The sequence below is a fragment of the Bowmanella yangjiangensis genome, assembly GCF_018531185.1.
GTDB lineage: Bacteria > Pseudomonadota > Gammaproteobacteria > Enterobacterales > Alteromonadaceae > Bowmanella > Bowmanella yangjiangensis.
In genome coordinates this window covers 294,085-320,976 of the sequence record NZ_JAHDJU010000002.1, presented here as the reverse complement: position 1 = coordinate 320,976, position 26,892 = coordinate 294,085, and the positions used below count along the sequence as shown (strand labels likewise).

Annotated in this window: 32 protein-coding genes; 18 read left to right on the top strand and 14 right to left on the bottom strand. The window is 50.4% G+C overall.

Going from position 1 to position 26,892, the window contains the following annotated elements; genetic code table 11:
• The 3 genes from KJY73_RS10975 to KJY73_RS10965 form a co-directional block, all read right to left on the bottom strand.
• Window positions 1–285 (bottom strand): Rho-binding antiterminator, encoded by a 285-nt coding sequence (locus tag KJY73_RS10975; protein ID WP_214343816.1) that lies wholly within the window; start codon window positions 283–285, stop codon window positions 1–3.
• Window positions 286–900: 615 nt separating this feature from the next.
• Window positions 901–1,167: a DUF2024 family protein gene (locus tag KJY73_RS10970; protein ID WP_214343815.1), complete on the bottom strand. Its 267-nt coding sequence runs from the start codon at window positions 1,165–1,167 to the stop codon at window positions 901–903.
• A 51-nt stretch (window positions 1,168–1,218) separates the two neighbouring features.
• Window positions 1,219–1,455: a thioredoxin family protein gene (locus KJY73_RS10965; protein ID WP_214343814.1), complete on the bottom strand. Its 237-nt coding sequence runs from the start codon at window positions 1,453–1,455 to the stop codon at window positions 1,219–1,221.
• A 150-nt stretch (window positions 1,456–1,605) separates the two neighbouring features.
• Between KJY73_RS10965 and KJY73_RS10960 the strand changes: the two genes are divergently transcribed.
• The 3 genes from KJY73_RS10960 (at window position 1,606) to KJY73_RS10950 (ending at window position 2,829) form a co-directional block, all read left to right on the top strand.
• Window positions 1,606–1,890, top strand: a complete 285-nt coding sequence (locus KJY73_RS10960; protein ID WP_214344608.1) for a winged helix-turn-helix transcriptional regulator — start codon at window positions 1,606–1,608, stop codon at window positions 1,888–1,890.
• A 130-nt stretch (window positions 1,891–2,020) separates the two neighbouring features.
• Window positions 2,021–2,437 carry a VOC family protein gene (locus KJY73_RS10955; RefSeq protein ID WP_214344606.1) on the top strand — a complete coding sequence of 139 codons (417 nt, stop codon included), beginning with the start codon at window positions 2,021–2,023 and terminating at the stop codon, window positions 2,435–2,437.
• 11 nt (window positions 2,438–2,448) lie between these two features.
• On the top strand, window positions 2,449–2,829 hold the full coding sequence (locus KJY73_RS10950; protein WP_214343813.1) for a VOC family protein: 381 nt from the start codon (window positions 2,449–2,451) through the stop codon (window positions 2,827–2,829).
• 20 nt (window positions 2,830–2,849) lie between these two features.
• On the opposite strand, the gene KJY73_RS10945 is transcribed toward KJY73_RS10950, so the two are convergent.
• Window positions 2,850–3,608, bottom strand: coding sequence for a peroxiredoxin-like family protein (locus KJY73_RS10945; RefSeq protein WP_214343812.1), 759 nt, complete (start codon window positions 3,606–3,608; stop codon window positions 2,850–2,852).
• Between the two features lie 33 nt (window positions 3,609–3,641).
• Here KJY73_RS10945 and KJY73_RS10940 point away from each other — a divergent pair, with 33 nt between their 5' ends.
• The 4 genes from KJY73_RS10940 to KJY73_RS10925 all read left to right on the top strand — a co-directional run bounded on the left by KJY73_RS10940 (window position 3,642) and on the right by KJY73_RS10925 (window position 6,231).
• The gene (locus tag KJY73_RS10940; RefSeq protein ID WP_214343811.1) at window positions 3,642–3,941 is read left to right on the top strand and encodes a hypothetical protein; all 300 of its coding nucleotides are present in this window, start codon (window positions 3,642–3,644) and stop codon (window positions 3,939–3,941) included.
• Between the two features lie 247 nt (window positions 3,942–4,188).
• A complete protein-coding gene (locus KJY73_RS10935) occupies window positions 4,189–4,788 on the top strand; it encodes a hypothetical protein (protein WP_214343810.1) in 600 nt (199 codons plus the stop codon).
• Window positions 4,789–4,790: 2 nt separating this feature from the next.
• Window positions 4,791–5,144: a hypothetical protein gene (locus KJY73_RS10930; protein ID WP_214343809.1), complete on the top strand. Its 354-nt coding sequence runs from the start codon at window positions 4,791–4,793 to the stop codon at window positions 5,142–5,144.
• A 316-nt stretch (window positions 5,145–5,460) separates the two neighbouring features.
• Complete coding sequence (locus KJY73_RS10925) at window positions 5,461–6,231, top strand: NERD domain-containing protein (protein WP_214343808.1); 771 nt, start codon at window positions 5,461–5,463, stop codon at window positions 6,229–6,231.
• 21 nt (window positions 6,232–6,252) lie between these two features.
• Here the strand turns inward: KJY73_RS10925 and KJY73_RS10920 are convergent, their stop codons facing one another.
• The gene (locus KJY73_RS10920; protein ID WP_214343805.1) at window positions 6,253–7,107 is read right to left on the bottom strand and encodes a DUF3883 domain-containing protein; all 855 of its coding nucleotides are present in this window, start codon (window positions 7,105–7,107) and stop codon (window positions 6,253–6,255) included.
• Window positions 7,108–7,291: 184 nt separating this feature from the next.
• Here KJY73_RS10920 and KJY73_RS10915 point away from each other — a divergent pair, with 184 nt between their 5' ends.
• Window positions 7,292–8,170 carry a nuclease-related domain-containing protein gene (locus tag KJY73_RS10915; RefSeq protein ID WP_214343803.1) on the top strand — a complete coding sequence of 293 codons (879 nt, stop codon included), beginning with the start codon at window positions 7,292–7,294 and terminating at the stop codon, window positions 8,168–8,170.
• 86 nt (window positions 8,171–8,256) lie between these two features.
• On the opposite strand, the gene KJY73_RS10910 is transcribed toward KJY73_RS10915, so the two are convergent.
• Window positions 8,257–8,793 carry a hypothetical protein gene (locus KJY73_RS10910; RefSeq protein ID WP_214343801.1) on the bottom strand — a complete coding sequence of 179 codons (537 nt, stop codon included), beginning with the start codon at window positions 8,791–8,793 and terminating at the stop codon, window positions 8,257–8,259.
• A 111-nt stretch (window positions 8,794–8,904) separates the two neighbouring features.
• Entirely contained in the window at window positions 8,905–9,309 is a 405-nt protein-coding gene (locus tag KJY73_RS10905) for a hypothetical protein (RefSeq protein WP_214343799.1), read from the bottom strand.
• Between the two features lie 121 nt (window positions 9,310–9,430).
• On the opposite strand from KJY73_RS10905, the gene KJY73_RS10900 reads away from it, so the two are divergent.
• Window positions 9,431–10,126, top strand: a complete 696-nt coding sequence (locus KJY73_RS10900; protein WP_214343797.1) for a tellurite resistance TerB family protein — start codon at window positions 9,431–9,433, stop codon at window positions 10,124–10,126.
• Between the two features lie 54 nt (window positions 10,127–10,180).
• Here the strand turns inward: KJY73_RS10900 and KJY73_RS10895 are convergent, their stop codons facing one another.
• Complete coding sequence (locus tag KJY73_RS10895) at window positions 10,181–11,050, bottom strand: TetR/AcrR family transcriptional regulator (RefSeq protein ID WP_214343794.1); 870 nt, start codon at window positions 11,048–11,050, stop codon at window positions 10,181–10,183.
• A gap of 111 nt (window positions 11,051–11,161) precedes the next feature.
• On the opposite strand from KJY73_RS10895, the gene KJY73_RS10890 reads away from it, so the two are divergent.
• From KJY73_RS10890 to KJY73_RS10865, 6 genes are all read left to right on the top strand, one after another.
• On the top strand, window positions 11,162–12,832 hold the full coding sequence (locus KJY73_RS10890; protein WP_214343792.1) for an ABC transporter ATP-binding protein: 1,671 nt from the start codon (window positions 11,162–11,164) through the stop codon (window positions 12,830–12,832).
• A gap of 84 nt (window positions 12,833–12,916) precedes the next feature.
• Window positions 12,917–13,660, top strand: a complete 744-nt coding sequence (locus KJY73_RS10885) for an HNH endonuclease family protein (protein WP_214343790.1) — start codon at window positions 12,917–12,919, stop codon at window positions 13,658–13,660.
• Window positions 13,661–13,750: 90 nt separating this feature from the next.
• Window positions 13,751–14,509 carry an isocitrate lyase/PEP mutase family protein gene (locus tag KJY73_RS10880; RefSeq protein ID WP_214343788.1) on the top strand — a complete coding sequence of 253 codons (759 nt, stop codon included), beginning with the start codon at window positions 13,751–13,753 and terminating at the stop codon, window positions 14,507–14,509.
• A gap of 114 nt (window positions 14,510–14,623) precedes the next feature.
• Complete coding sequence (locus KJY73_RS10875) at window positions 14,624–15,853, top strand: TIGR03862 family flavoprotein (RefSeq protein ID WP_332874191.1); 1,230 nt, start codon at window positions 14,624–14,626, stop codon at window positions 15,851–15,853.
• 139 nt (window positions 15,854–15,992) lie between these two features.
• Entirely contained in the window at window positions 15,993–18,242 is a 2,250-nt protein-coding gene (locus tag KJY73_RS10870; protein WP_214343786.1) for a xanthine dehydrogenase family protein molybdopterin-binding subunit, read from the top strand.
• Window positions 18,243–18,252: 10 nt separating this feature from the next.
• Window positions 18,253–18,729, top strand: a complete 477-nt coding sequence (locus tag KJY73_RS10865; protein WP_214343784.1) for a (2Fe-2S)-binding protein — start codon at window positions 18,253–18,255, stop codon at window positions 18,727–18,729.
• A gap of 79 nt (window positions 18,730–18,808) precedes the next feature.
• Here the strand turns inward: KJY73_RS10865 and KJY73_RS10860 are convergent, their stop codons facing one another.
• Together KJY73_RS10860 and KJY73_RS10855 are read right to left on the bottom strand one after the other, a co-directional pair.
• Window positions 18,809–19,333, bottom strand: coding sequence for a YkgB family protein (locus tag KJY73_RS10860; RefSeq protein ID WP_214343782.1), 525 nt, complete (start codon window positions 19,331–19,333; stop codon window positions 18,809–18,811).
• A 70-nt stretch (window positions 19,334–19,403) separates the two neighbouring features.
• A complete protein-coding gene (locus KJY73_RS10855) occupies window positions 19,404–19,670 on the bottom strand; it encodes a glutaredoxin domain-containing protein (RefSeq protein ID WP_214343780.1) in 267 nt (88 codons plus the stop codon).
• A 117-nt stretch (window positions 19,671–19,787) separates the two neighbouring features.
• On the opposite strand from KJY73_RS10855, the gene KJY73_RS22015 reads away from it, so the two are divergent.
• Window positions 19,788–20,636, top strand: a complete 849-nt coding sequence (locus tag KJY73_RS22015; RefSeq protein ID WP_214343778.1) for an AraC family transcriptional regulator — start codon at window positions 19,788–19,790, stop codon at window positions 20,634–20,636.
• Window positions 20,637–20,648: 12 nt separating this feature from the next.
• Here the strand turns inward: KJY73_RS22015 and KJY73_RS10845 are convergent, their stop codons facing one another.
• On the bottom strand, window positions 20,649–21,830 hold the full coding sequence (locus KJY73_RS10845; RefSeq protein WP_214343776.1) for a BaiN/RdsA family NAD(P)/FAD-dependent oxidoreductase: 1,182 nt from the start codon (window positions 21,828–21,830) through the stop codon (window positions 20,649–20,651).
• 154 nt (window positions 21,831–21,984) lie between these two features.
• Between KJY73_RS10845 and KJY73_RS10840 the strand changes: the two genes are divergently transcribed.
• Entirely contained in the window at window positions 21,985–22,380 is a 396-nt protein-coding gene (locus KJY73_RS10840) for a DUF3718 domain-containing protein (protein ID WP_206594670.1), read from the top strand.
• A 31-nt stretch (window positions 22,381–22,411) separates the two neighbouring features.
• Here the strand turns inward: KJY73_RS10840 and KJY73_RS10835 are convergent, their stop codons facing one another.
• Window positions 22,412–22,885: a peroxiredoxin gene (locus KJY73_RS10835; protein WP_214343774.1), complete on the bottom strand. Its 474-nt coding sequence runs from the start codon at window positions 22,883–22,885 to the stop codon at window positions 22,412–22,414.
• Window positions 22,886–23,122: 237 nt separating this feature from the next.
• Between KJY73_RS10835 and KJY73_RS10830 the strand changes: the two genes are divergently transcribed.
• A complete protein-coding gene (locus KJY73_RS10830; RefSeq protein ID WP_214343772.1) occupies window positions 23,123–24,037 on the top strand; it encodes a DMT family transporter in 915 nt (304 codons plus the stop codon).
• 18 nt (window positions 24,038–24,055) lie between these two features.
• Here the strand turns inward: KJY73_RS10830 and KJY73_RS10825 are convergent, their stop codons facing one another.
• Both KJY73_RS10825 and recG read right to left on the bottom strand, forming a co-directional pair.
• Window positions 24,056–24,811 carry a class I SAM-dependent methyltransferase gene (locus KJY73_RS10825; protein WP_214343770.1) on the bottom strand — a complete coding sequence of 252 codons (756 nt, stop codon included), beginning with the start codon at window positions 24,809–24,811 and terminating at the stop codon, window positions 24,056–24,058.
• Entirely contained in the window at window positions 24,811–26,889 is a 2,079-nt protein-coding gene (gene recG / locus KJY73_RS10820; RefSeq protein ID WP_214343768.1) for an ATP-dependent DNA helicase RecG, read from the bottom strand. Before recG ends, KJY73_RS10825 begins: the two co-directional genes overlap by 1 nt.
• Window positions 26,890–26,892 lie beyond the last annotated feature (3 nt).

Genomic DNA, 26,892 nt, shown 5'->3' with positions numbered 1-26,892 from the left:
CTAATCCAGCGAACAGGCACCGCTACTCACTTCAACCTCAGTAAAGTAACGGTTTGCCGTCAGCGCCTTAATGCTGCGCACTTGGTTTAGTTCTACCTCAAATTTCCCTTGCTCACCTTGCATCACTAACCACTCTCGCCCTGCTTGTGTGCGGGTAGTTATGGCCTTACCCTGGTTTTGCTGGCCGTCCAGCATCCGTAGCTCCAGCTCGTAAGCATATAAGCAGGCCACTTCGATATAGTCATGCACGGCGCAGTCTATGATCTTGCTAGTCGGGGTTTTCATCAGTTTATCCAACCTTATACGCTCACCACTAAGTACACAGAGAACACCAAGAGCATTAATACCTTAAATGACCTGGAGGTTCTTAACTCCTTGGTGCATTTCCTGTTCTTAGTGTTTATCTGAGATCTTGCTTTCTCACCACGAAGTACACTAAGAGCACGAAGAAAAACAATATCTTTCAAAGGCTTGATGGCTTTCTTGATCCCTTCGTGCTTTTCGTGCTCTTCTTGTTGATTGGTTTTTTATTTCTCACCACGAAGTACACCAAGAACACGAAGAAAAACAATATCTTTCAAAGGCTTGATGGCTTTCTTGATCCCTTCGTGCTTTTCGTGCTCTTCTTGTTGATTGGTTTTTATTTCTCACCACGAAGTACACCAAGAGCACGAAGAAAAACAATATCTTTCAAAGGCTTGTTGGATTTCTTGATCCCTTCGTGCTTTTCGTGTCCTTCGTGTTTATTGAGTTTTTATTTCTCACCACGAAGTACACCAAGAACACGAAGAAAAGCAATATCTTACAAGGGTTTGGTGGCGTTTATGATCCCTTGGTGTATTTCCTGTTCTTCGTATTTAATAACGCCCGCCCCAAACAGGCCTTTGCGGGAGCTGCCATTTAATCGCCTGACGGGCAGCCTTGCATCGGAATAATAGCAAAGCCTTGTTGTTCAATACTGGACCGTACCGCAGCATTGGCCATTTCAGAATGGCAAAAATCACAACGCTGCTGACTTATCTCAGCCTCACTCACACCGATATCTCGCAAATAAGCGTCGGCAAATTGTGCCGCCTGGTGGCGGGCTTGTTCGGTAACCAGCACATCAAAATGATAGTACTCACCGCTTTTTGTATTTACATGGGTATCGTAAACCAGAACTTGCATGTCTCTTCCTTAATCAAATTAAGGCGGCAACCTGAGTCGCCGCCATTGCCACTAACGCAAATCGCTCAGTGCCGCACCAAAATTAATGTGAAACACCTGACCGTCTACGACCAAAGCAGGCACAGACTTAACACCCAGCTTATCGGCTTCAGCCACGCGCTGTGGCTGGTCGCCAAAGTGCACAACCTCTACATTAAAACGGCTGGGATCCAAAGCGGCTGCCAGGCTTTGTTCGGCATCAACACATACTGGACAACCGGCGTGATAGAAAACTACATTGCTTTTCATGATATTCTCCTGTGGGTTAAAAGCATGGCTATTACACCCCCACAGCATCCGGAAAAATAGCAGGCACAAACTGGTAAGCCAGGTACTAAATGGAGCATCTTTTTGATTAATAAAGAGAAAAAAATTCAAACAAATATGACGGTGCATGCCATGGTGGAAAGCATTGTGGGCTGTAAATGGTCGTTAACCGTGATCAGTTTGATTCGTCAGGGTATTAATCGCCCCGGTGCCATGCAGCGTGAAGTGGAAGGCCTGACCACCAAAGTGCTGAACGAGCGTCTGGTTAAGCTAACCCGCTTTGGCATTGTGAAAAAGCATATCTATCCGGAAAGCCCCCCCAGAGTGGAGTATCAATTTACCGACTTTGGTCAGCACTTTTTGCAGATTATCGACAGCATTGAAAAGGTTCAGGCCGAGCTGGCTGACCCGCGCTAGTAACAAGTGACAGCCGGGGCGCTAATCGCCAGGGTCGAATGCCTTAATAGGTTTTTCTCTTAGCCCCGGCACTTTACCTCAACCATGCTTGAGGTTTTATCCTACCTGAAAATTGAAAGGAGGATAAAACATCATGCATTTAGAACACTTAAATCTGGTTGTGCGGGATATGGACAAGGCGCTAGCCTTCTACGGCGCCGCCTTTCCCCATTGGCAGGTACGCGGCGGTGGCCGCCAGAACTGGTATGGCACCGAGCGTAACTGGCTGCACTTTGGTGATGACTATCACTACCTGACCCTCAACGACAGCGGTAAAGGGGAAAATCGCGACCTCAGTAGCAATCAGGTAGGCCTGGCCCATTTTGCCTTTGTTACCCACAACCTCGACGCCCTGATTAGCCGTATGCATGCTGCCGGCTTTGAGCCCAGCAAAGGCGCGCAAAGCACCTATCGTAGCAATGCCTACTTTATTGATGCCGACGGCTTCGAAGTGGAATTCGTGCAATACCACAGCGATCTGCCCAGCCAGCGTAATCACTACGAATAAGGACAAGCACCATGAACTTGAACCAAATTACTCTGCCGGTGAACGATATGCAGGCCGCCGTCACTTTCTATCTGCAACTGGGCATGACACAAATAGTCGATACTCCGCACTACGCGCGCTTTAGCTGCCCGCAAGGCGACAGCACCTTCTCGCTGGCTTTGCAAGCCGAGGCGGTGCAAAACCAGTCAGTGATCTATTTTGAATCCGACAATCTGGACGAACAGGTAAGCGAACTGCAAGACAAAGGTATCAGCTTCGACCAAGCACCGCAGGACATGCCCTACCTATGGAGAGAAGCCATACTCCATGACCCGGCAGGCAATAAAATCAAACTCTTCCATGCCGGTGACAACCGCCTGAATCCGCCCTGGCGGGTGACGATTCTGGCTTAGTAAGGGGGGCGGCTTTGGCTCTAAACCTGTTTGGCTGAATGCCAACCCGCAATAGCCAACACTTCAGCAGGCTCTGCCCGTTGGGTGTAATCTTCTTCAATAAAGGCATACAGAATCCTGCCATCGGCACCCAGCACATAAGTCGCGGGAATTGGCAATTCAAAGCCCTGGGTACAGTTACGCTTGGTCAGGTCTATATGCCACTTTTCCATTAACTCGCGCATATCATCGTCAATATGCCAGGTCAGGCCGAATTGATTGGCCGCCTGGTTCTTGCTGTCGACCAAAATGGGAAATTGCAGATTGTTATCACTATGGGTCTGTTTTGCATGCACAGCGATTTCCGGCGTAACGGCAACAAAATTCACCGGCTGCTGACACGCCGCAATGGCATCATGCCAGGCCTTAAGTTCCAAAACACAATAAGGGCACCAACCGCCACGATAAAAGCTTAGAATCAACGGCCCATTGGTCAGCAAGTCACTTAACAGCACAAGCTGATTTTGCAAATCCTTAAATCTGACCTGCGGGGCAACATCCCCCTCTTTTAGCGCCTGGCGCTTAACATCACTATGCTGCAGCAACGACAAACTGCGACTGATCGCATCCAATAGCTGGCTGGACGCCCGCATTGGGTCCTGCTGCTTGTACTCACTGATCCGAACCCGTAAATCCATCATTGCTTTACCACTAACACCAGATAGGAAGGGTATAGGACAGAAATCCAATCTGGACAATTTGCCCTGCCAGTAAGTGGCTATTGAATTTGTCTCCCACATGATAAATTCTGAGAAAAATAGCAGGAACAGCATATGGACAAGCACGCCTTCTTAGCCGAATGCCAAACCCGAATTCGCAAAGTGTATGAGCTCACTAAGGCTGGCAAGCCTGATGACACGCTAAAGTATCGGACCGAAGGCTTTATGAATGCAGGGGAGTATATTGGCCTGATAAGCAGAGAGGAAGCCAGGGAGCTAATCGAGTCTTTGCATCAAGATGCATTCGGTGAAAGCATCGCACAGCGCCGAGAGCGCAAAGAGCGACTCAGCAAACTCAAAGAACAGTCCCTGGATGCGTTTTATGACGAACCGGCGATTAACCGCCGTCCTTGAATTAAGGTTTTTCGCAGAGAAATAGTTTCACCGCAGGGCGCTGAGGAAGAGCAAGTCTGAATCAAAGTTGTCAAAATCGCTGCCTACCTTTGCTGAGCCGAATAGGGCTTTTGCTCCCACAGATTCAGAAAGGTATCTGTTTCACCACAAAACAAGGGTTTTACTGGCTGGCTAATCAAATTTGACATTTCAATAGCCGTTGCCAAAACTTTCACCTTATGGATGAAAGTTTGAATGGAATCTTCACATGAGTACAATCCCTCCACTCCAGAAGTTAAACGATCATGACCGTAATGAGCTGAAACGTAAATGTCACAATCAACTCAATTGGTCTGACGGTGGCCACTGGGTCGGAGTTGGTCGTAAACCCAATTGTTTTATAAATGAACAAACAAGTAGTCGTTTAACACACACTGTAAAGTTTCCAACGGATCAGTCTGCGAACAGATGGAATACTGAATGGGAGACAAACATTAGGTATGCAGGACATATAGGTACTGCTGCACTAACCACAGCTGTAGGATTAGCGACAGGGGGTGCCGCCGGAATTGCTGTAGGTACCCTTGCCGCCATTTTTAAAGACGAACTTCAGGCAAAGATTCCATACCCCAAAATGTACCGTGGTTGGTCTTATCAAGTTGAATTTGTTCATCAGTTTAAATGGTCGCCTCATCCGTGGGGACAAAGAGAACTAATTCAAACCATCTCATCAAAATCTATCAATCATGAGGATAAAGTTGTCGCTGAAGCAAGATCGGCTAGACGGTACAAACTTGACGAGTTGCCGGAAGATATTGCCAGACTGTTAGCGACAGCCAAATTTACAAGTTCGGTTTCGGAGTTCTGACCATGATTGCAAAAACAGGTTACCTTTTAATCGCTGCATTACAGCTGTTCATACTAAGTGCTTGTGCTACCGCAGAGGCGGATATCATTGGTAAATGGAAACTACAGACCGTGATTTACGATGATGGCTCAGTCAATGATGTGGGGGAGGGAAATCTGGTTATTTTCAGTAAAAACGAAATTGTTGAGCAAATTAAAGGACATGGCAGCCGCAGTTACCTATATACCCGCAAAGGCTCGGTTCTGGTGCTTGGGTCTGATAACAGCGATTTGAAGTGGGAAATTATCAAAGCCGAAGATAGCTACATGGAGATCCTTACCCCAATAGGCACCTACAATCTGCAACGTATGCAATAGCCTCAAACCTCATGCTCTATTTCATATAGGCAAAACACTACCCAATATTCTCCTTCGTATTTTGCGTGTCCTTCGTGGCAAAAACCAATATCACCACGAAGAACCGAAGGGACACGAAAAAATGCACACATTAGTAGAGAAGAAACGGACCGCATTTAGGAAATCAGTAGCATTTGGGTGCTTGCTAACGATATTCCAATAGCATTTTATTAGGAAAAATCCGGTATGGTCGGTACATAACAAATAAATTTTTTATAATTCAAACTGTTATTCAGAGTGTTCTTACATAGGTTTTAAGTACACATGGAGTGTTAGCATGGAGCAGAGTCTAAGTGAAACCGTCAAGATGATGTGGTGGCTGGTACCCATTGCATTGCTGGCCGGATTCATAAAGTCTCCCTGGTTTAAAGGTTGGTTTGGTGAAGCATTGGTCAAACTCTTTGCCAAGTTCAGACTACCTAAGGATGTCTATCACCCTATTCATAACGTTACCCTGCCAGTGGCCGATGGTACGACTCAGATTGACCATATTTTTGTATCACGTTTCGGCATCTTCGTGGTTGAAACCAAAAATATGAAAGGTTGGATATACGGTAACGAACGCCAAGCCCAGTGGACCCAAAAAATCTTCAAACAGTCCTTTAAGTTTCAAAACCCACTGCACCAGAACTTTAAGCATGTGAAAACACTGGAGCAACTAATGGAACTGTCTTCTGAAGTAATACATTCAGTGGTAGTTTTTACAGGGGACTGCACTTTTAAAACCGCGATGCCAGCTAATGTGACACAAGCAGGCAGTTACATCTCATACATCAAGTCTTTCAAAACGCATGTTCTATCTGAAGCTGATGTTCAACGCATAGTAGATCGAGTCATTTCAACAAAGCTGGACGCCACATGGCAAACCCATCAACAACATGTTCGACATCTTCAATCACGCAACGACCCACCTTCAAATAGAAAATGCCCTAAATGCGGGAGTGAAATGGTGCTCCGCACTTCGTCTAAAGGCAAAAATGTTGGTAATCAGTTTTGGGGCTGCTCGACATTACCCAAATGTCGGATGGTGCGGAAGATTGGTGATTGAGCAATCAGGTTTAATTACGTACTAAAACCGGCAAATAAAACTAACCGGATCAAGACGGCAGTGCATCTTCAAATCCCCCTGCAAAGCAAATAACTTGGGGGATTTCTTAAACTCAAAAAGGCGGTATAGGTAGAACTGCTCTGCCCTGGCTTCAGCGAAATTTACCTCGTTGCGAGAAGCAAAGAAGGGCGTTTCTTTGGCGAAGGCGGTGGTTTTGACTTCGATAAAACGTTCTTTGCCACTTTCTTCAAATGACAAAATATCGTAGCCCAAGCCATCGCCTTGGGTACTGGAAACATGTTCTATCTTGTTGGCCAAGACTTTCTTGCCAGCTTGTCTTAGCCGGTAATCTTCATATTCCAAAATCAATTGTTCACCGGCCAAGCCAAGTGCTGCATTCCTGGCTTCCAGCGCCAGATAGTCACGCTTTATAGCTTGGTTTGTTGCGGAAGAATACGATTTGGCCGCTTCGTTAATTTCTGACTTTCGCGAGTTGGGTGGCGCAACTAGCAGCCGGGAAAAATCCTGCACATCTGGCAGTACGGCTGGTTGAGTCACGGCGGCGAGGCCGATTTGATCAAATTCGGGATGCTGGTTAATCCAAGTTTCAATACATTGGGCCAGCGCCTGCTGATAGTTGCTGCGTGGCTTATAGCCGCATATCCAAACACAGCCAAGTTCTCGCAATACCGCACTGATATTCTGATGCTTCAGCTCTACAGCCGCTTCGCTGCGATTATTCAGCTTGGTCAGCAACTTTCTGCGATGCTCGGCTTTATTGTAACTCTGTCCGGTAAGCTCCAAGGTAAGCATACGCATATAATCAGCAACAGTAGCGAAAACCTCCTGCTCACTCCAACTATCCGGCCTTGCCATAGCGCTCCTTGGTTCTACCAAAAAATCAATAACACTAGTCGAGCATACTCGAATCAGATTTTCTTTTAAATACAGTTAGATGAAGTAGTTTTCCGGTTAAGGCACCAACCTATTTAGGATGGTATTTGCATAAAGAGTATTGCGGCGTAGCATGAATAGCGGGAACAACATAGGAATGGATACCATGTCAGAGGTAGTATCAGTCTTAATTAGTGTTAGCGTCGTGATTGCGGCAATGAGTGCCACTCTAGTTCCCATGTATATCTTGATTAGACAACGTGAGAAAAACCTGCGACTTCCAATAGACAAAGAACAGCTCCTACGACTCCCTGGTTATGGCTTGCAAGAGGAACTGCGAGACAAGCAGTTTGCGATACTCGGCTATCTGGTGCTCGGCTTGTATATGGTGCTTAGCCCTTTTGCTTTCGTTTCGATTCAAACACATATCAAAGCAGGTAACTTTCCTTACTTGTTATGTATTACAGCATTGAGCGGCTTGCTCTTCGTCGCATTCAAAACTGTTCGGAATTTTAATCAACTGACCAAGCTACGCCTTGGGCATGCTGCAGAGCTGGCCACCGCAGGAGAGCTGATGCTTCTTCAAGCGCAGGGCTATCAAATATTTCATGATATTCAGGCGGATAAGTTTAATATCGATCACTTGGCTATTGGCCCTAACGGCGTATTTGCTTTAGAAACCAAAGGCAGACATAAACGCACCGAAGACAGCAAGGAAAGCCATAAAATGGCGTTTAAAGACGGTAAGTTAGTATTCCCGTCTTGGACAGAAACAGACCCGATAGATCAGGCACTTCGCCAAGCTAAGTGGGTAACGCAATGGCTATCAAAAGCCAGCGGAATGAAAATCACCGCCGTACCTGTGCTGGTTTTCCCTGGTTGGTTTATCAATCTGCAATCCCGTCCGCCTTTCCCTATTCTCAACCATAAACAGTTAGCTAGCGCCTTACCGCGATCGGGTAATACCCAATTAAGCCAAGAGCAAATCAATGCCATTTGCTATCAAGTCGCCCAACGTTCGGTGCAAGGACCCCCAACTAAGTAGCCCTTATCTGCCGTAAGAGAAATAGCGGTATGAGTATTGCGCTTACGAATCTTTTACTCGAAGGAAAACGCAACAGCAAAGAAACGTTAGTTTAGGCAATCAATAGAGTTCACTTTAGTAAAGTCCTCAGGCTCAAAACCGCCTTCCTCAACACTAAAATCTAGAGGTTGGTTGCTGGTTTCGAAGGGGTCATTGGGATCTGTGGTAACAGTCTTCCAACGCTTGTAAGGCGTGACTATTGTCCATGCAACCAAGTCGAACCTGTTTGATGGCCTTACTGCAACACTGCCCGTCAGTCTATTTGACTCCTGAAACTGATATCGAAAACCTGTTAGTTCAAACACATTGTCAGCATAGGCGTAGTCGCCGTCTTCAGGGGAAGGCAGGCGCTCAGGTAATGCCAACAGAACAGGCTCTTTGCTCGCAATTGGCTTATTGTCTTGCCACGAATCCAGCTTATACAATTTTGTACACTGAGGGTCGCCGGTAACAGTAACATAGACGACTGTAACCCTTTCCGGCTGACTACTTAATCTCTCTTCGCTGAAACTGCTGAACGGTTGAAACAGCCAAAAAAAAACTGCCAATATGATACTGATCGTAATCAGAAAGAACTTTTTCATTAATGATCCTTTTAATGCATTAATTTAACTTTGGTGTTGATGAATTATTAAACACAAATTTAGCTCTTTCAGTCTTTTCAAATATCAATCCACCATCCTTTTATACATTAACTAATCCATATCTGTAGCATCTAAGTCAGTTTGAGGAGCATTGGTATATCTTCTAATTTGTACATGTGCATTACGTTGCAGTATCCCTGACTTTTCTCGAGTAATCAGTTTCCTAGCAATATGAATCCCACTTTGATTACCATGGGATATAATGTCGAGACTTATTAGCAACCCTAGAGGGACACTATTAATTTGTTTAACTATCTCATTGCCGCTCTTAACGAATTTAACCAGGACAAGGTCTTTTGGATATTTTACTTTATAGATAAGACGTAATGTTTCAGCCGCATTTTTGAATGTATTTACGTCAGAAGATTTGATTGAATCAGAATGTAGTATTTGTTGAGCTACCTGATAAATCAAACCCACACCCAGTGGCCCAGCATTCGGTGCAAGGATCCGCAACTAAATAGCCATTGCACTTGTCTTATCCCCTAACAATTTTGCCCTGCGGCTTGGCTTTTACCCTAAGGTAAATAACGATACCCTCGAAGTCAGGCCAATCAGGTATTTACAAGGAGAGGCGATGAATACGTTGAAATTGCTGGATCAATTATTGAAGTCAGGCAGCTCCCAAAGCGCTGGCGGACAACAGGCGTCAACCACGGGTGGTTCTGCGTTATCGGGGTTATCCCAAATGCTGTCGGGTAAAGGCGGTGCAGCGCTGGGTGGCGGTGTATTGGGGTTGTTGCTGGGCAGTAAAAAAGGCCGCAAATTAGGTGGCAAAGTGCTGACCTACGGCGGGTTAGCCGCCCTTGGCGTGGTGGCCTATAAAGCCTATGGCAACTGGCAGAAGAACCAGCAAGGGGTTGCACAACATGAACCGCAAACCATTGACCGTTTGCCGCCCCCGCAAGCCGAGCAACATGGCCGGGCGATTCTGGCGGCGGTGATTGCCGCGGCAAAAGCCGATGGTCATATTGATGATCGTGAACGCGAACTTATCGACCAGGAAGTGGCCAAGTTCACCCGTGATCAGGCCTTTATTCAGTGGGTGGATGCGCAAATCAAAGCGCCGCTGGATCCTGCTCAAATAGCGGCGCTGGCCAGCTCAGAAGAACTGGCCGCGGAAATGTACCTGGCCAGCGTGCTGGTGATAGACGAAGAAAGCTTTATGGAACGCAGCTATTTAGAAGAACTGGTGCGCCAACTGCGCCTGTCTCCCAGTTTGGTGGACGAACTTAAACGCCAGGCCCGCGAAGCCGAGCAACTTTGCCAGTAATAGCAAATCAATGTCTGTAAGTGGGCTGTTTTCAGCAGCCCACAAATCTTCCCTTTAAATCAGCGCCACATCCAACAGTTCAGCCAGCTTGGCCCGCTCGTCAGCAAGCTCCAGATAAGGCCTAAGGTTAGCGATAAGGGCGCGCAACAAAGTGGTATTGGGTGATTCAGCGGCAATTTGTTGTTCAATTAAATCCAGCGTTTGACTGACCAAGGATTGTTCCTCGCCGTCCAGACTCACACATTTACTGCGCATTTGGGTGAGCAATCTTTTTAGCTGCATGTCCTTGCCGCCCGGTACCGTTTCCAGCACAAAACTACTTTCATCCAACACCGGCGGCCGATTCTCTTCCAGCAGCCCAATAAGCGTCCAACGTGCCGAGCGAGCAATAAATGCCGCACAATTGAGGTGCGAGTACGCCATGTTATCCAGCAAAATCAGCATGGCAAATTCCTGGATCTGACCGTTGATCATCGTCAGCAAGTCATAGCGCCAGGGAGTACATTCTTGCCCAAGCGCCCGCGCCAGTATTGCCAACTGAACCTGGTAAATCTCGGTGCGGCAATCCTGAACTACTTGCAGTAAGCCGTTTTCCATGACCATTGAGTCATCAGTCATCCAGGCCTGCTGAAACGCGCGCTCTTCTTCCACCTGACAAAGCTGTTTAACAATAAAGGCTTCCAGCAGCGCTAAGCCGTTGATTTCACTGTTATTCAGCAGCTGCTCTGCCTCTTGCTGGCTACGCTCGAAGGACTGAATAAACAAGGCCCGCACAATCTCAGCTTTGTTTTTGAAATAGGAATACACCGAGCCTTTTGCAATGCCGGCCGTGTCAGCAATCTGGGCAATAGTTGTGCCTTTAATTCCCTGTTCGACAAAGAGTTTGTCTGCCACTTGCAGAATCAGGGTGCGCTTATCAGTCATAGTCTGTCCTCCGAATGACAATCTAACACAATGCCATTGACCATCAAGTCATTTGACATTGACCAATTGGTCAATTAGTCTTTTGACCATAAAGTCAAAAAGAGATTAACTATGCCTGATTCAATATCAAAATCTGTACTGGGCTTTTCACGCCCTTACTTGCCAAGTAAGCGAGCTATTTCAGGCCTTATGGTACTTACACTGTTAGCCACATTGTTTGAACTAGGCATTCCTTTGATTGCCCGCGAGCTAATTGACCGTTTAAGCATCGGCAGCATTGACCAAATGGTCATGGCCATTTTGGCGGCAGCGGTCATTGTCGCGGCCATCGCAGAATATTTTGCCGCAGTGCATGCCAGCAAGATGGGGCTGAGTACAGTACAAAGGCTGCGCTTTCGCCTGATTGGCCATCTGGTCAACGTACAAACTATTAAGTTACATGACCAGCATAGTAGCGAACTGGCTGCCCAGGTGATGACCGACACTGATGAACTAAAAGATATCTTCAGCAGTGATCTGGCGGCTCTGATAGGTGGCGTTTTATCTTTCGTTGCCGTCATCGCGTTGCTGCTGTGGATGGAATGGCGGCTGACCCTGGTGTTACTCGGCTGCCTGTTGATTGGGGCTCTGTTAATTACTCCTATCGCTTTGTCTATGTCGTCGCTGAACAAACAAATACTGCAACAGCATGCCGAGCTGACTCGCCAATGCACTGAGTGGTTTCGCCATCATGAACTGGTCAAAGTCTATGGCGCAACCCCACAGGTCGAGGAACAGGCTCAGGCCGCTCTGGATCGTTATTACAAGCTTGCTCTTCGGGAAGCGCGAGCGCTGGCGTTGATCGGCCCCATCAGCAATATGATGCTAATGACCAGCATGATTGCACTGATAGCCACCTCGGCCTATTGGATTGCCGAAGGTACGCTAAGCATGGGCACTTTCACCGCCTTCTTACTCTACTTGTTCGGCCTGACATTTCCGCTTATCGGCATGGGCATGTTCTTTGCCAACTACCAGAAGGCAAATGGCGCAGCCGAACGTTTGCATGCCCTGGCCAACTTACCCACAGAAAATCTGAAGCCAGGTTCAGCGGCGGCTCGTATTCGTACGCTGCATGTTGAGGAGGCCGGGCTGCAGTTGGGCGAGCAACAGATACTACAGAATCTGACCTTGCCGGACATGCAAAGGGGGTTGGTAATGGTTAGCGGTTCAAGCGGCAGCGGAAAAACCAGCCTGCTGCGTACCTTACTGGGTTTGTATCCTCTCACCCATGGCCAGATTTATGTTAATAACCAGCCGCTTAGCCTTACACAACTGGGTAGCTGGCGACACCGTATGGCTTGGGTTGAACAGGAACCGGCATTATTCCAGGCGACGGTACGCGACAACTTATGTTTGGGAAAAACACAGGTTGATGACGCCGAGGTGATACAGGTGTTGCATAAGGTGGGCCTGGCTGCCTGGCTGGAACGCATTGGTGGTAATTTGGATATGCTGATAACTGAGCAAAACCACCAACTGTCTGGCGGCGAAAAGCAACGATTTGCCCTTGCCAGAGCCTTAGTGCGGCCATTTGACCTGTTGTTATTGGATGAACCCACTTCTGCGCTTGATACACAAAATGCTAAGCAAATGATGAGTACCCTCATTGATCTCGCCCAGAGCAAGCTGGTCTTGATGATCAGCCACGATCACTCGTTGTTTAGCCATGCAGACCAGATTGTGCAGCTTGAAAACGGCAAACTGGTGAATATTCTGCCTAAACAAGCTCACTTGGCCTGACCAATACCTTGAGCAGCCGCCTCTTGGTCGGGGCGGCAAGCTCGGGTAGTATGCGCACAATAAATCTAAAAAGTGCGCTAAAAATTGAAGCAGTTCAGTCGTTTATTACTGGGGCTCTGGTTAGTCTGTGGCCTGGTGTGGGCAAACCAACCAGTCAAGTTATCCAGCTCCGGCCTATGCCACACACCCGAAAGTCGTTTCTACCAACGTACCAAAAATTTCACTGCCTACGCCGACCTTAAGGCCTGCCTTGATGCCGGGGGCGAGCTTCCTGCTTCGGCCATTGTCAGCCAGACAGAAGCAAATGAAGATGACGGGCAGAATTATGACCGCAATGACTGGCCACATTGGGTAGACAGCGATGGTGATTGCCAGAACACCCGGGCCGAGGCCTTGATTGCCGCCTCACAAATTGAAGTGAACTTTGATGACGGCGAAACCTGCCGGGTACTGCTGGGTACTTGGTTAGATCCCTTTTCCGGCGAGGTACTGTCGTCGGCTGGCGATATCGATGTGGATCATATCGTGCCGCTGAAATGGGCCAACGCCCATGGCGGCGCTGCCTGGCATCGTGATATGAAACGCCAGTTTGCCAACGACATGGATAATCTGTTGGTGGTCAGCAATAGCCTTAACCGTGCCAAAGGGGCACAAGGACCGGATCAATGGCTACCGCCCAATCAGGCGTATCAGTGCGAATATATTCAGCGCTTTGACAGCATGGTGCAAAAGTACCAGCTGGTGTATCAGGCCAGTGAGCAAGCTTTTATACAAGCGCAACTGACTATCTGTTCACAGCGCACACCAGCTAAAGCCGTTGCCCCGTAAAGGGGCTTTTATGTGTTGAGTTCCGTTTTCGTCATATCAGAGAAGCAAAATACTGCTACTTTAGCCGCAAGATTCACAAAGGAGATAATCATGCAAGGCGAGCTATTTTCCACCTTCAAGCAACTTCATTACGCAGACACACCGCTGGTATTGGTGAATATCTGGGATGCGGGCAGCGCAGTGCTGGTGCAAGCGGCCGGTGCCAAAGCGCTGGCCACAGGCAGTGCGTCACTGGCGTGGTCGCTAGGCTATGCGGACGGTAATCAGCTACCCACCGACGAACTGCTTAACGCCGTTGGGCGTATTCTCAGAGTTAGCCGGGTTCCGCTAACCATAGATATTGAAGAGGGCTACAGCGATTCTCCCGCGCAGGTAGCTGATTTAGTTGCCCGTTTGCAAGCCATGGGCGTGGCCGGTATCAACCTGGAAGACGGCACCAACGCGCCAGCGCTGCTGGCTGAGAAAATACAAGCCATTCGCCATAAGGTTGGCGAGAGCATTTATATCAATGCACGTACCGATGTGTATCTGCGCGGATTGGCCGAAGGGCAAACTGCCCTGGATATGGCCATAGAGCGACTGCGCTTATATCAGCAAACCGGGGCCGATGGCGGTTTTATTCCCGGCTTGCAGGACATACAAACAGCCCGGCAGTTGGCAGCAAGCCTGTCCATCCCCCTTAACCTGATGGTGGCCTCTTCTGAGCCCATCGAGGCACTGTCTCAGGCCGGTATTCGGCGCTTTAGCATGGGCCCGGTACCGTTTGTGAAGGCATATCAGCAACTGGTAAATTTACAGGATGCCGCATATCCGGCACTCAATTACCCCGCCATTAACGGGCTGTTTTAAGCTTTTCTGCACTTTGCCTTAAGCCAGCGCGGACATTCATCCCAAGCAATGCGATAATTCCGCGCGAATCAATGCACAGGCGGCCCAAGCCGCCTGAATCAGCGGGCGTTATCAGTGCAAAGCAAACAACAGGTGATTATTGTCGGGGCCGGGCCAGCCGGTCTGATGGCAGCCGAGCAGCTTAGCTTGGCGGGCTATCAAGTTCGGGTTTATGACGCCAAGCCCAGCGCCTGTCGCAAGTTTCTGCTGGCCGGTACCAGCGGCATGAACATCACCCATTCCGAGCCTTATGGCGAGTTTATTCAGCGTTACTACGACAAAGCTGCCTGGCTGGACAGCGCGTTGCGCCAGTTTGATGCCGATGCCCTGCGTAATTGGTGCCAGGGTCTGGGTGTCAGCACTTTTGTTGGCAGCTCCGGGCGGGTATTTACCGAACAAATGAAAGCCGCGCCTTTAGTACGTAACTGGCTTAAACGTTTACGGGCGGCCGGGGTGGAGTTTTATATGCGCCATCGTTTGGTGGCCATACAAGGTACCCGCCTCGAATTTGAGCACAATGGAGAAACCATTCGCACCCAGGCCGATGCAGTCTTGCTGGCGCTGGGCGGTGCAAGCTGGCCCAAGCTGGGATCCGACGGTTTATGGCAGTCCATGCTGGCTGAGCAACAGATTGAGCAGGCCCCGCTGCGCGCCGCCAATTGCGGCATGCTATGTGATTGGAGTGAGCATCTTAAACAACAGCATGCCGGCAGCCCGCTGAAAAATGTGCGGTTTAAGGTACAAGCTAATGGTCAACGCATAGAAAAACACGGTGAGTGCGTGATAAGTCAGAGCGGCATGGAAGGCAGCCTGGTGTACGCCTTTGCCAAATACCTGCGTGAGCAGTTGGAAGAGTGTGGTCAGGCGCAACTGCATATAGACCTGCTGCCCGACCAAAGCCTGCCCCAGCTTAGCCAAAAGCTTGCCAAAAAACGTAGTAAAGAGTCTTTTGCCAAATACCTGAAGCGCTGCGCTGGCCTAAGCGGGGTAAAGGCAGCCTTGTTATATGAATGCCAGCCTCACCCGCAGCAGCTAGAACCCGCGCAACTGGCGGCTTGTATTAAAGCCCTGCCGGTGCAGTTTTATGCCACTAAGCCGGTAGATGAGGCGATTTCCAGCGCAGGCGGAGTGTGCCAACACAGTGTGGATGCAAAGCTGATGCTAAAAAACCTGCCCGGGGTATTCTGCGCCGGCGAAATGCTGGACTGGGAAGCGCCCACCGGCGGCTATCTGCTGACAGCTTGTTTTGCCACGGGTTACTTAGCCGCACAAGGTATAACTGACTATTTAAGCCGCACTCAATAAGCCTCCAAACGCTGAATTACGGCCTGATACGACCAAATACCACGGCTGAGACCAACAGCCTACTCGTGCGATTAACGGCCTGTTTAATCATCAATTCGGCTGCTATTCCTGTTAACACTTTGATAACAGGAAAGCCGTTATGCCCTATCGCCGCATTGAAGCAACCAATAACCCTAGTCGACGCCAGTTCCTGAAGACCTCCGCTTATGGCGGTGCGCTATTACTCACTCTGACCTTGCCGGGTATGCCCAAAGCCGCGGCGGCTGAAACTGCCAGCCAGTGGTGCGTGTATATCAGCATAAGGCCGGATAATTCGGTGCTGATGGCCTCGCCAGTGATGGATATGGGGCAGCATATGAAAACCGCCGGGCCCATGCTGCTTGCCGAGGAGCTGGATCTCGACTGGTCGCTGATCGAGTTTGCCGATACCTGCCCGGCCTATTTTAAACTTAATGCTGAAGGCAAGGCCGAATACGCCTTTTCAGATATGAACACCGGCGGTAGCCATGCACTGAGGCGTAACTGGGACTATATGCGCAGTGCCGGGGCTACGGTCAGGCAAATGTTGGTAGAAGAAGCGGCCGCACGCTGGCAAGTTTCACCCGAGCGGATTCGCACGGCCAATAGCCACGTATATCACCCGGATAACGAGCAGCGTTTCAGCTATGGCGAACTGGCAGAAAAGGCCGCTGGCAGACAAGTGCTGCCTGAACAGGTTAAGGTCAAATCCTTCGCGGATTTCAAGATTATCGGCAAACCTAAAACCACGGTAGATATTCATAAAATGGTCACCGGCGCACCGCTGTTTGGCATGGATGCCGAGTACCCCGGCATGTTGCATGCGGTGGTTGCCCGTAGTCCTTTTATTGACGGCCAATTGGTTAGCCACAATAGCGACGCCGCCAAACGCATTGCGGGTGTCAGGCAGGTGGTGTTGGTGCCAAGGCGCACAGAGAAGTACGGTAACGACACCACCAAACAGCTTATCCCGCCCGGCGTGGCGGTGATCGCCGATAGCCTGTGGGCCGCCATGCAAGGTAAGCGCGCATTAGAGGCAAAGTGGCAGGCCGGGCCCGAAGGCAAAAACCAGGACTCGGCCGCGCAGTTGGCCGAGTTTCATAAACTGGTCAGTGACCCGGAGTATGCAGCCAAATCAGGCTACCGCCACCGGGTCAGGTTGCAGGAAGGGGATGCAGCCAAGGCCTTTGAGCAAGCGGCTGTGCGCTTGGATGCCACCTATGAAACCCCGTTATTCGCCCACGCCTGTATGGAGCCATTTAACTGCATTGCCGATGTGAGCAGTGACAAAGCCACCATAGTGGTTGGCCATCAATTTCCCGATAAAGTGGCTAATGACGTGGCTGCCATGACCGGCTTGTCGCCGCTGGCCATCAATATCGTCAGCCATCGCATGGGCGGTGGCTTTGGGCGGCGCTGGGAAAGCGATTTTGTGCTGGAGGCCGTGTACTTGTCTCAGCAAATTAAGCAGCCGGTGAAAGTGACCTGGATGCGCGAGGATGAAATAGAGCAGGATTATTTTGCCTCTGCCTATGTCATGCGAGTGCGGGCCGGTATGGACAAAAACCATCAGGTTACCGCCTGGCATCATTGCCAGGCACAAACCCGTGGAGGGGCGCGCGACAACTGTTTTCCGTTTAAATTGGTGCCCAACTACCTGTCAGAACACTACGATTACCCGTCGCAGATTGCCACCGGCGCCTGGCGTGCACCCGCCCATATGCAATGGGCCTTTGCTGCCGAATCCATGCTGGATGAACTGGCCCACGAGGCAGGGCAAGATCCACTGGCATTCAGGTTGAAGTTAATGCAACCGCATAAAGCCTATCCCCATGAGGGCTTTGGCGGTGAGGTCATAGACTCCGGGCGTATGGCGAATTGCTATGAACAAGCCGCCCGCCTGGCCGACTGGCAGCGCCCGCGGCGCAAAGGTATCGGGCTTGGCATCGCCGGGCATTTTACCTTTGGCAGTTATGCCGCCTTTGTGCTGGAAGTAGAAGTAGATAAAGACAACCGTCTGCGTATCCATAACGCCTGGGGCGCTATCGACTGTGGTCTGGCGGTCAATCCCAATCATATCGAAAACCAAATGCAGGGCGGTTTTATTGATGGCTTAGGGGCGGCGCTGTTTAACAGTGCCAAAGTAGAGGGCGGGGAAATCACCAGCAAGAACTTCCATCAACTGCATATGATCCGCCTCAGCGAAGCACCGCCTCAGATCAATGTGCATATTGTGGCCAGCGATGCCCCGCCCACCGGTGTCGGCGAACCCCCTATCGGCCCTGCCGCCGCCGCGCTCGCCAATGCCATTTTTGCCGCCAGTGGTAAGCGTATTCGCCGCCTGCCGCTGTCTGACGCCATTCACATTTAAGGACAGTGCCATGCCAATTAAGCTCACCATAAACCATCAGCAGGTAGAGATTGCCGACACCGACAAAGACATGCCTTTGCTGTGGTTTTTACGCGAACAACAAGGTTTAAAGGGCACGAAGTTTGGCTGCGGTATAGGCCAGTGTGGTGCTTGTACTGTGCATTACAATGGGCAGGCCATGCGTTCCTGCTCGGTGACTTTGGGCCAGTTGCAAGGCGCGGATATCCTGACCATAGAGGGCCTGGCTACCGATCGGGAAAAACTCCACCCAGTGCAAGAAGCCTGGATGGAGCTGGACGTACCCCAGTGTGGTTACTGTCAGACTGGCCAAATCATGGCCGCCGCTGCCATGCTAAAAGCCACCCCCAGACCCACCGACCAGCAAGTGGAAGCCGCCATGACCAATATCTGTCGCTGTGGCACTTACGTGAGAATTCGCAAAGCCATTGCCCTGGCGGCAGATAAACTGGCGAAAGAGGTGAGTTAACACTGAGTTGAGGCTGGATTTAGATGAGATTGACAGGAAAACAGCCCCACACAGGTCTGTGGGGCTTAGCGACCATCCGCTATGCCGATTTGTTCAGCAGCGCTTTGCCTAACAGGGATATAGCCGCGGCAAGTAATACCAAGTCTTTCAACAAGAATTGACCAGGCACTACATTCAGAGCCGGAAAGCCTCCCAGACTGGCTTCCCAAACCGGTGCGGAGATTAAAAAGCTCGACGTCACCGCAAAGGTCAAGATGGCAGCAGCACTTCCTACTATGCCGATGACCCGATGCAAGGGTGCGAGCACTATGGCTAACGCTGTAGCGATCTCAACCGAGCCAATCAGATTTGAAGCGCCTTGCAGGCTAAACAGGCTATAAAGCCAGCTTGTGAAGGGACTGGACGCAACCAACCCCTCAATGGCCCCGGCTTCATAGCCACTGAATTTCATTGCCCCTATCCAGAACAATATAAGGGCGACTGAATAGCGCAATGCATTGTCCCCTAGCTTGATAACGCTGTGCGCCAGTTTGTTGTCGGCTTGAACACCAATAGCTTGGGATTGCGACTGATTTGAAACATCTTTTAGAGTAGTGGTATGCATCATTGATTCCTTTTAACTAAGGCCTTCTGGCCTGGCTTTTGAACGAAATAAACAAGTGTAAACAAGGGGGCTATTGCACAACGCCATTAGCCAAATCTTTCAGCAAGCCATTGCGTAGAGCCTGGTGAAAATCGTCACTGCCACCTATATGCTTGCCATTAATAAATATCTGCGGGACAGTTTTGCGCTGGCTGCGAGTGTGCATTTCGCTGGTCAAGGCCGCATTCCGGGTAATGTCGAACTCCTCGAAAGGTAAGCCCAGGAATTCCAGGGTTTGTTTGGTTTTCTTACAAAACGGGCAGTAGTCTTTGCTATAAACTTCTATCTTTAGTGGCATGATTGATTCCTCACTTCGTCATTGATGAGGTAATTATGAATAGTTAAAAAAAGCCATCAATGCGTTATAGTCGCGTTTTATTACATCAATCGTCTAACCATAAGACGGAAAAGTGCAGTGGATATTTTAAGCGATATATTGAATTCATTACGGGTGACAGGCAGTGTGTATTTTTGCAGTCACATCGAGCCCCCCTGGAAAAAAACCTTCGCCAACAAGGAGACCGCCGCTTTCCATTTGATTAGACGTGGCGCTTGTTGGTTAACCCTGGGGGAACGAGTAGAACATTTGCAGGCAGGTGATCTGGTATTCCTGGGACCGGGGATTGATCATCATTTGTCCAGCGAACATCCATTTGAAGCCACGATAGCCAGTAAACAGCCAACCTTGCTGTTATGCGGAGACTGCAGTTTTGATGACGACACCCTTACACCGCTAAAGTCCGCTTTGACCGATGTGACTATCGTCAGAGAAGAGGAGCTTGTTGAACATCCCTGGCTCAAAAGTACCTTTGATCAGATTAGTGCAGAATACATGGCGCAACATCCAGGCGCACAAATCATAGTGAACAAGCTTACTGAGGTCATACTGGTGGAACTGATTCGCATCAACTTTGCGCGTCAGGAATCTGCAGCATTTGTAAATGCCCTCAAAGACAAAAGAATAAGAAAAGCCTTACAGCTTATGCACGACGGACCCCAGGAGCATTGGACAATTGAAAGCCTGGCCAACATGGTAGGAATGTCACGGGCTTCGTTTTCGAAACGCTTTAACCAGCTGGTCGGCGAAACAGTTTTCAACTACCTGTCGATGCTACGGGTTCAAAAAGCCAAAGAGCTGATTAAAACCACACCACTGATGATTGACGACATAGCCACCAGCGTGGGTTACGACTCGGAAAGAGCATTTAATAAAACCTTCAGCAAATACGTGGGCATGACACCCAAGCAATATCGCAAAGCCTGATGAGTAACCTGCCTACACCACCTGGCCAGCCACCCAGCCGCTGCTCCAGGCCCATTGGAAGTTGTAGCCCCCCAACCAACCGGTGACGTCCATGACTTCGCCGATAAAGTACAAACCCGGCACCTTTCTGGCTTCCATGGTTTTGGACGACAGCTCGTTGGTATCCACGCCCCCTAAGGTCACTTCGGCGGTGCGGTAGCCTTCGGTGCCGTTGGGCTTCAATGCCCATTCTTCAAAGGCGGCCGCTACCTGCTCAAGCTGTTTACCCTGATATTGCTTAAGTGGCTTATTGCTGAGCTGAAAATACTCAATCGCCACCTGCACGAAACGTTTGGGATAGAGCTTGGCCAGCGCCGTACTGAGCTGTGCATCTGGATGGGCGGTTTGTTCTGCTTGCAGCCACTCATGCAGATTTTGCTGCGGTGATAAATTAAATTGCACCGCCTGACCGGGGTGCCAGAAAGACGAAATCTGTAACACCGCCGGGCCTGACAGACCGCGGTGGGTAAACAGAATATTTTCCCTGAAACTGGTGTTTTCCACTGCGGCGGTGGCATCCAGCGAGATACCGCTTAACTCAGCCAGCACTTGCTTATCCTGGTCATGCAAGGTGAAAGGCACCAAACCTGCCCGAGTGGGTAACACCGTCAAACCGAATTGCTCTGCCACCTTGTAGCCAAAGGGGCTGGCGCCCAGCTTCGGCATGGACAAACCGCCGGTGGCAATCACCAGCGACTGACAAGCGAACTCACCCTGACTGGTCTGTAGCACAAAGCCTTGTTCGGTTTTGTCTATCTGCACTACCTCAACCGGGTGACGCACCTGCACGTTGGCCTTGTCACATTCGCGCATCAGCAGATTAAGGATGTCTTTGGCGGAGTCATCACAGAATAACTGGCCCAGGGTTTTCTCATGGTAAGCAATGCCATACTCGGCCACCAGGGCGATAAAGTCCCACTGGGTATATTGGCTTAAGGCTGACTTACAAAAATGCGGATTCGCCGACAGATAGTTTTCCGCTGAGGCATACATATTGGTGAAATTGCAGCGCCCACCGCCGGACATCAGGATTTTGCCGCCGATGCGTTTGGCATGATCCAGCACCATAACCGAACGGCCACGTTGACCGGCCTGCGCCGCACAGAATAATCCGGCCGCACCGGCACCGATGACAATCACATCCAGCTTTAACAAAGCAATTCTCCAACCCGCAGGCGTAAGCGTCAAAACCGCGCGAGTATAGCGAATTTGGCCCATTGATGCGCAGCAAAAAAATGCCAGACAACTGGCGGATTTTACAAGCCTCGCTACGCTAATTCTTGCCCCCTAACATTATTGGAGCCACTCCATGTACAAACGCACTTTGGTTACGGCAATTTTAGCGGCAGCGTTTAGTGTTCCCAGCCTGGCGGACATCAATGCCGACTTGCAAAACATCTGCACTATTGTGAAAAACAATGACAAGTCAGAGCTTCGCAAGAAAATGAAAAAAGTCAGGGATGATTACAATCTGAAGCTGGGTGATGTGTATGAAGGTATCAGCTGTGAAGGGCTAAGCCTGATTCGCTATGCCATGCTCAATAGTGCCGATGATGCCGGCGAATATATGGTGAAATCCATGTCGCGCAGTGATCTGCAAAAAACCGAGAAGGACGGCAGTACCGTTGAACAGTGGGCCGAAGCTAACGGCCATTTAAAAAGCGCCACAGGCTTGGCGCTGGTTGACAGACTAAACGCCAACTAAGGTAAAAAGGAGGCGCCTTGGCGCCTCTTTTTTAGAGTTGCTCCAGCATAGTTTGGGCATCGCTCACTTCGAACATGCCGGCCACTTCCAGATTAAGCTTTTCCACCACGCCATCGACCACCAACATGGAATAACGCTGCGAGCGCACTCCACCAAAAGCGCCGGTGTCTTTGTCCAGACCCAGGGCTTTAGTAAAACTGGCGTCGCCGTCACCTAACATCAGCAGTTCCTCAGCGTTCTGGCTTTTACCCCAGGCTTCCATAACAAAAGCGTCGTTCACTGATACGCAGATAATGCTGTCGACACCTTTGGCCTGTAGCTTGTCAGCCAGCGCCACATAACCGGGTAAATGTGAATTCGAACAGGTTGGAGTGAAGGCACCCGGCACCGCAAAAAGCACCACTTTTTTCCCTTTAAACAACTCGTCGTTACTCAAGTGTTTGGTTTCGCCATTTGCGCGTAAACTCAGGCTGACCTGAGGCAGAGATTGACCTTGTTGAATCATTGCAGTTCCTGACTGATAAGAGAGTGAATCAGTATTTATCAAGTCTTCCACAAGATCACCTAATAAGATTTATACCCGCTATAAGAATTCGATATAAGAGCGGTAGGTCTGTCTAGAAGACGCGCATTACATCAACTCAACGGGCACGCCACTTTATGGCGTATCAAGCAAATAGACATATCTTGCAAAGTACGAAATAGGTAAGCTGCCATTCTCTTCCTCAAACCCCAAGCGTCCATGCAAGTTCGAGAGCCCTGGTTATGGCTGATGGCCATGACCTGTATTTTTTTCTGGGGCGGTAATTTCAATGCCGCTGAAGCCCTTGCGGGGGAAGTAACGGCGCTGACCGCGGCAGCCGAGCGCTTTCTGATTGCCGCGATAATCCTACTGGCACTGAGATTAGTGCAAAACAAGCGCGAGTCCGCGCTCAATCAGCACCAGATTGGCTGGCTTGTGGCGCTGGGTGTCATCGGCGTGTTTGGGTTTAACTATGCATTTTTTCTTGGCTTACAACAAACCTCGGCACTCAACGGTGCCCTGATTATGGCCGCCAGCCCACTGGTGACCAATATCCTCTCAGCCTGGCTGCTTAACACCCGCATCACTTTACTTAGTGCCTTGGGCATCGCCATAGGACTAGCTGGGGTAAGCCTGGTGATAACAGGTAATGAATGGCAAAACCTACGTATTGCCCCCGGTGATTTGTATATGGTGCTGGCCTGTCTATGTATGTGCAGTTTTACTGTGCTGAGTAAAAAACACGCCCCCCAGGTCCCCCCCCTGCAGTTAACCCGTTGGACCATAGTGGTAGGTACAGTGCTGCTTTGCTTGTTCGCAGTGCTGATTGAGCAGCCGCTACAGCAACTACCGACTATTAGCCTAAAGAGTCACCTGTTGCTGATTTACATGGGGGTGTTCGGCACCTTTGTGGCTTATGCCTGCTGGATGAAAGCATTACAGGGCATCGCCCCCGGGCGTTTGTCTCTGTGTTTTAACTTTGTGCCGGTGTTTACCCTGTTGATAGGCTTGGCCATGGGCCATTATCCCAATGCCGCCCAACTATTGGGCATGTTACTGGTGATTAGCGGCGTATTATTGGGTAGCGGTTTTATTAGAAGACGCGCTGCTGTGATGCGACAGCCTGTCAGCTAAGGCAGCCGTCACCACAGATTAGCGCAGATAAATATCGAAGCGGTTGGCCTTACCCTGCATCTCCAAAGAAGGTTTTTGATTGTTCAGATAAGGCGCGCCGGAAGGGCGCTTCACCACCACGCGCTTTTTGGCCAAACACAGGGCCGGGGTCAACAGGGCATCGGCGTCAAGATCCGGCCCGAGCAGTAACTGGAATAAACGCATTTCCTTTTTTACCAGGGCAGCTTTTTTCCGGTGCGGGAACATAGGATCCAGATACACCACATCCGGCACCTCACCTTCCCAGGCGCTTAAGGTATCCAGCGCCGAGGCCGGTAATAACTTTAACCGCTGCGGTAGCCACTGGCTAAGCTCAGGGTCATTGGCGGCGCGCTGCAGACCATCTTCCAGTAGCGCAGCAACGGCATTGACCCGCTCCAGCATAGTTACCTGACACCCCAGGCTGGCCAGAATAAAAGCATCACGCCCCAGGCCGGCGGTGGCATCCAGCACTTGCGGTTTAAATCCAGGTTTCATTCCTACCGCTTTGGCCACTGCTTCATTTTTACCGCCACCGTGCTGGCGTCGCCAGGCCATGGCATCACTGGCAAAATCCACCTGCACCGTACCCATTTTTAAATCGTCCAGGGTTTTTAGGTGCAAACCCTGACCATCCAGCCACAGCACCAGCCCACTGTCGACCTGCTCAGCAAAATCAAGCTGCCAGCGCTGGGCCAGCAATTTGGCCTGGGCAACATATTCCGGTTGTGCGGCAAGAATGGAAATAACCGTCATCAGGCGTGTCCGTAGTCTTCCCGGTGTGCCAACCAGCGATTAATAATCGCCTGGGCCTTGGCCGGATAATGCTGCCAAAGTTGATTGGCCAGCTGTTGAACTTGGGGGATCAAATGCGCGTCGCGCACCAGATCGGCAATTTTCAGGTCGGCCAGGCCAGTTTGCTTGGTGCCAAGCAGCTCACCCGGCCCACGTATTTCCAGGTCGCGCTGGGCAATATAAAACCCATCGTTGCTTTCACGCAGCACCGCCAGGCGCTTACTGGCAGTTTTTGACAGCGGCGATTGGTACATCAGCACACAATGGCTTTCCACCGAGCCGCGTCCCACCCGGCCGCGCAGCTGGTGCAATTGTGCCAGCCCCAGGCGCTCGGGGTTTTCGATAATCATCAGGCTGGCATTGGGCACATCCACCCCCACTTCTATCACTGTGGTGGCCACCAGCAGATCCAGCTCACCATCCTTAAAAGCCTGCATTACCCCTTGTTTTTCGGCGGCTTTCAGGCGGCCATGCACCAGCGCCACGCGCAGTTCAGGCAAGGCCATGGCTAAGGCCTGGGCGGTATCTTCGGCGGCCTGACATTGCAAGACTTCAGATTCTTCAATCAGGGTACAGACCCAATACACCTGACGGCCTTCGGTTTGACAGGCCTGACGTACCCGGTACACCACTTCGTCACGGCGGCTGTCCGGGATCACTACGGTTTTCACTGGTGTGCGCCCAGGTGGTAATTCGTCGATAACCGAGGTGTCCAAATCGGCGTAGGCGGTCATGGCCAAAGTCCGGGGAATGGGGGTGGCGGTCATAATCAGCTGATGCGGTGCCATACCCTGTTGCTGGCCTTTTTCTCGCAACGCCAGGCGCTGGTGTACGCCGAATCTGTGCTGCTCGTCGATAATCACTAACGCCAGATGATGGAAATTCACGCTTTGCTGGAAAATCGCATGGGTGCCCACCAGCATTTTTATCTCGCCACTTTGCAAACGTTCCAGCAGCGCTTCACGGGCTTTACCTTTCAATTTGCCAGCCAGCCAGCCCACTTCAATCCCCAACGGCTCAAGCCACTGGCGGAAGTTATTGGCATGCTGCTCGGCCAAAAGTTCGGTAGGCGCCATCAGCGCTACCTGATAGCCGTTGCCTATGGCGGTTAACGCCGCCAATGCCGCCACCAGGGTTTTACCCGAGCCAACATCCCCTTGCACCAAGCGCATCATGGGGCAAGGCTTGAGTAAGTCTTGCTGAATTTCTTCCACCACCCGGCGCTGGGCGTTGGTGGGTGAAAAAGGCAAGCTGCCAAGAAAGCGTTCCAGCAGGGCAAAATCTGGTTTGAGCGACAACGCCAGTTGGGCATCGCTGTTCTGTCTGACCTTAAGTACGCTAAGGTGGTGAGCCAGCAGCTCTTCCAGAATCAGCCGCTGCTGGGCCGGGTGTTCGCCATTTTCCAATAACGCCAAACTGACATCAGGACCGGGACGGTGTACCAACATCAGGGCCTTTTCCAGGCTGATTTGGTTGTTGTACATACCATCCGGCAGCAGCTCAGCCAGGCCACCTTTTTGTAATAAGGCCAGGGCCTGGTCGGTGAGACTGCGCAAACTTAGCTGCTTGAGCCCTTCGGTGGTGGGATAGATCGGTGTGTAAGCGTCTTCAACCGGCTGGTCAAGGCTGTCTTCGCGCTGCACCCGGTATTCCGGATGCATCATTTCCAGACCGTATTTGCCGCGTCTGACCTCGCCAAAACAACGAATACTCAGACCCGGTTTGAGGGCTTCACGCTGGGCAGCGTTAAAATGAAAAAACCTCAGGGTCAGGCTGCCGGTGGCATCCTTGACCCTGACGGTCAGCATTCGTTTTTTACCAAACTGGATGTCGCTGGACTGAATCTCGGCCTCTATGGTGGCGTGGATCAGCGGCATCAAGTTCGCAATAGGATAGATACGGGTGCGATCTTCGTAGCGCAGTGGCAGATGAAACAGCAAATCCTGCACTGTCACTAAGCCAAGCTTCTGCAGCTTTTCCGCGACCTTGCTTCCTACCCCTTTAAGTTCGGTAACTTTCCGATATGCCAGTGACTGCATCCA

Excerpts from the sequence above, each read along its gene's own strand:
- KJY73_RS10975 (WP_214343816.1), bottom strand. The coding sequence starts at position 285 with ATGAAAACCCCGACTAGCAAGATCATAGACTGCGCCGTGCATGACTAT.
- KJY73_RS10970 (WP_214343815.1), bottom strand. The coding sequence starts at position 1,167 with ATGCAAGTTCTGGTTTACGATACCCATGTAAATACAAAAAGCGGTGAG.
- KJY73_RS10965 (WP_214343814.1), bottom strand. The coding sequence starts at position 1,455 with ATGAAAAGCAATGTAGTTTTCTATCACGCCGGTTGTCCAGTATGTGTT.
- KJY73_RS10960 (WP_214344608.1), top strand. The coding sequence starts at position 1,606 with ATGGTGGAAAGCATTGTGGGCTGTAAATGGTCGTTAACCGTGATCAGT.
- KJY73_RS10950 (WP_214343813.1), top strand. The coding sequence starts at position 2,449 with ATGAACTTGAACCAAATTACTCTGCCGGTGAACGATATGCAGGCCGCC.
- KJY73_RS10945 (WP_214343812.1), bottom strand. The coding sequence starts at position 3,608 with ATGTGGGAGACAAATTCAATAGCCACTTACTGGCAGGGCAAATTGTCC.
- KJY73_RS10940 (WP_214343811.1), top strand. The coding sequence starts at position 3,642 with ATGGACAAGCACGCCTTCTTAGCCGAATGCCAAACCCGAATTCGCAAA.
- KJY73_RS10935 (WP_214343810.1), top strand. The coding sequence starts at position 4,189 with ATGAGTACAATCCCTCCACTCCAGAAGTTAAACGATCATGACCGTAAT.
- KJY73_RS10930 (WP_214343809.1), top strand. The coding sequence starts at position 4,791 with ATGATTGCAAAAACAGGTTACCTTTTAATCGCTGCATTACAGCTGTTC.
- KJY73_RS10925 (WP_214343808.1), top strand. The coding sequence starts at position 5,461 with ATGGAGCAGAGTCTAAGTGAAACCGTCAAGATGATGTGGTGGCTGGTA.
- KJY73_RS10920 (WP_214343805.1), bottom strand. The coding sequence starts at position 7,107 with ATGGCAAGGCCGGATAGTTGGAGTGAGCAGGAGGTTTTCGCTACTGTT.
- KJY73_RS10915 (WP_214343803.1), top strand. The coding sequence starts at position 7,292 with ATGTCAGAGGTAGTATCAGTCTTAATTAGTGTTAGCGTCGTGATTGCG.
- KJY73_RS10910 (WP_214343801.1), bottom strand. The coding sequence starts at position 8,793 with ATGAAAAAGTTCTTTCTGATTACGATCAGTATCATATTGGCAGTTTTT.
- KJY73_RS10900 (WP_214343797.1), top strand. The coding sequence starts at position 9,431 with ATGAATACGTTGAAATTGCTGGATCAATTATTGAAGTCAGGCAGCTCC.
- KJY73_RS10895 (WP_214343794.1), bottom strand. The coding sequence starts at position 11,050 with ATGACTGATAAGCGCACCCTGATTCTGCAAGTGGCAGACAAACTCTTT.
- KJY73_RS10890 (WP_214343792.1), top strand. The coding sequence starts at position 11,162 with ATGCCTGATTCAATATCAAAATCTGTACTGGGCTTTTCACGCCCTTAC.
- KJY73_RS10880 (WP_214343788.1), top strand. The coding sequence starts at position 13,751 with ATGCAAGGCGAGCTATTTTCCACCTTCAAGCAACTTCATTACGCAGAC.
- KJY73_RS10870 (WP_214343786.1), top strand. The coding sequence starts at position 15,993 with ATGCCCTATCGCCGCATTGAAGCAACCAATAACCCTAGTCGACGCCAG.
- KJY73_RS10865 (WP_214343784.1), top strand. The coding sequence starts at position 18,253 with ATGCCAATTAAGCTCACCATAAACCATCAGCAGGTAGAGATTGCCGAC.
- KJY73_RS10860 (WP_214343782.1), bottom strand. The coding sequence starts at position 19,333 with ATGCATACCACTACTCTAAAAGATGTTTCAAATCAGTCGCAATCCCAA.
- KJY73_RS10855 (WP_214343780.1), bottom strand. The coding sequence starts at position 19,670 with ATGCCACTAAAGATAGAAGTTTATAGCAAAGACTACTGCCCGTTTTGT.
- KJY73_RS10840 (WP_206594670.1), top strand. The coding sequence starts at position 21,985 with ATGTACAAACGCACTTTGGTTACGGCAATTTTAGCGGCAGCGTTTAGT.
- KJY73_RS10835 (WP_214343774.1), bottom strand. The coding sequence starts at position 22,885 with ATGATTCAACAAGGTCAATCTCTGCCTCAGGTCAGCCTGAGTTTACGC.
- KJY73_RS10830 (WP_214343772.1), top strand. The coding sequence starts at position 23,123 with ATGCAAGTTCGAGAGCCCTGGTTATGGCTGATGGCCATGACCTGTATT.
- KJY73_RS10825 (WP_214343770.1), bottom strand. The coding sequence starts at position 24,811 with ATGACGGTTATTTCCATTCTTGCCGCACAACCGGAATATGTTGCCCAG.
- recG (WP_214343768.1), bottom strand. The coding sequence starts at position 26,889 with ATGCAGTCACTGGCATATCGGAAAGTTACCGAACTTAAAGGGGTAGGA.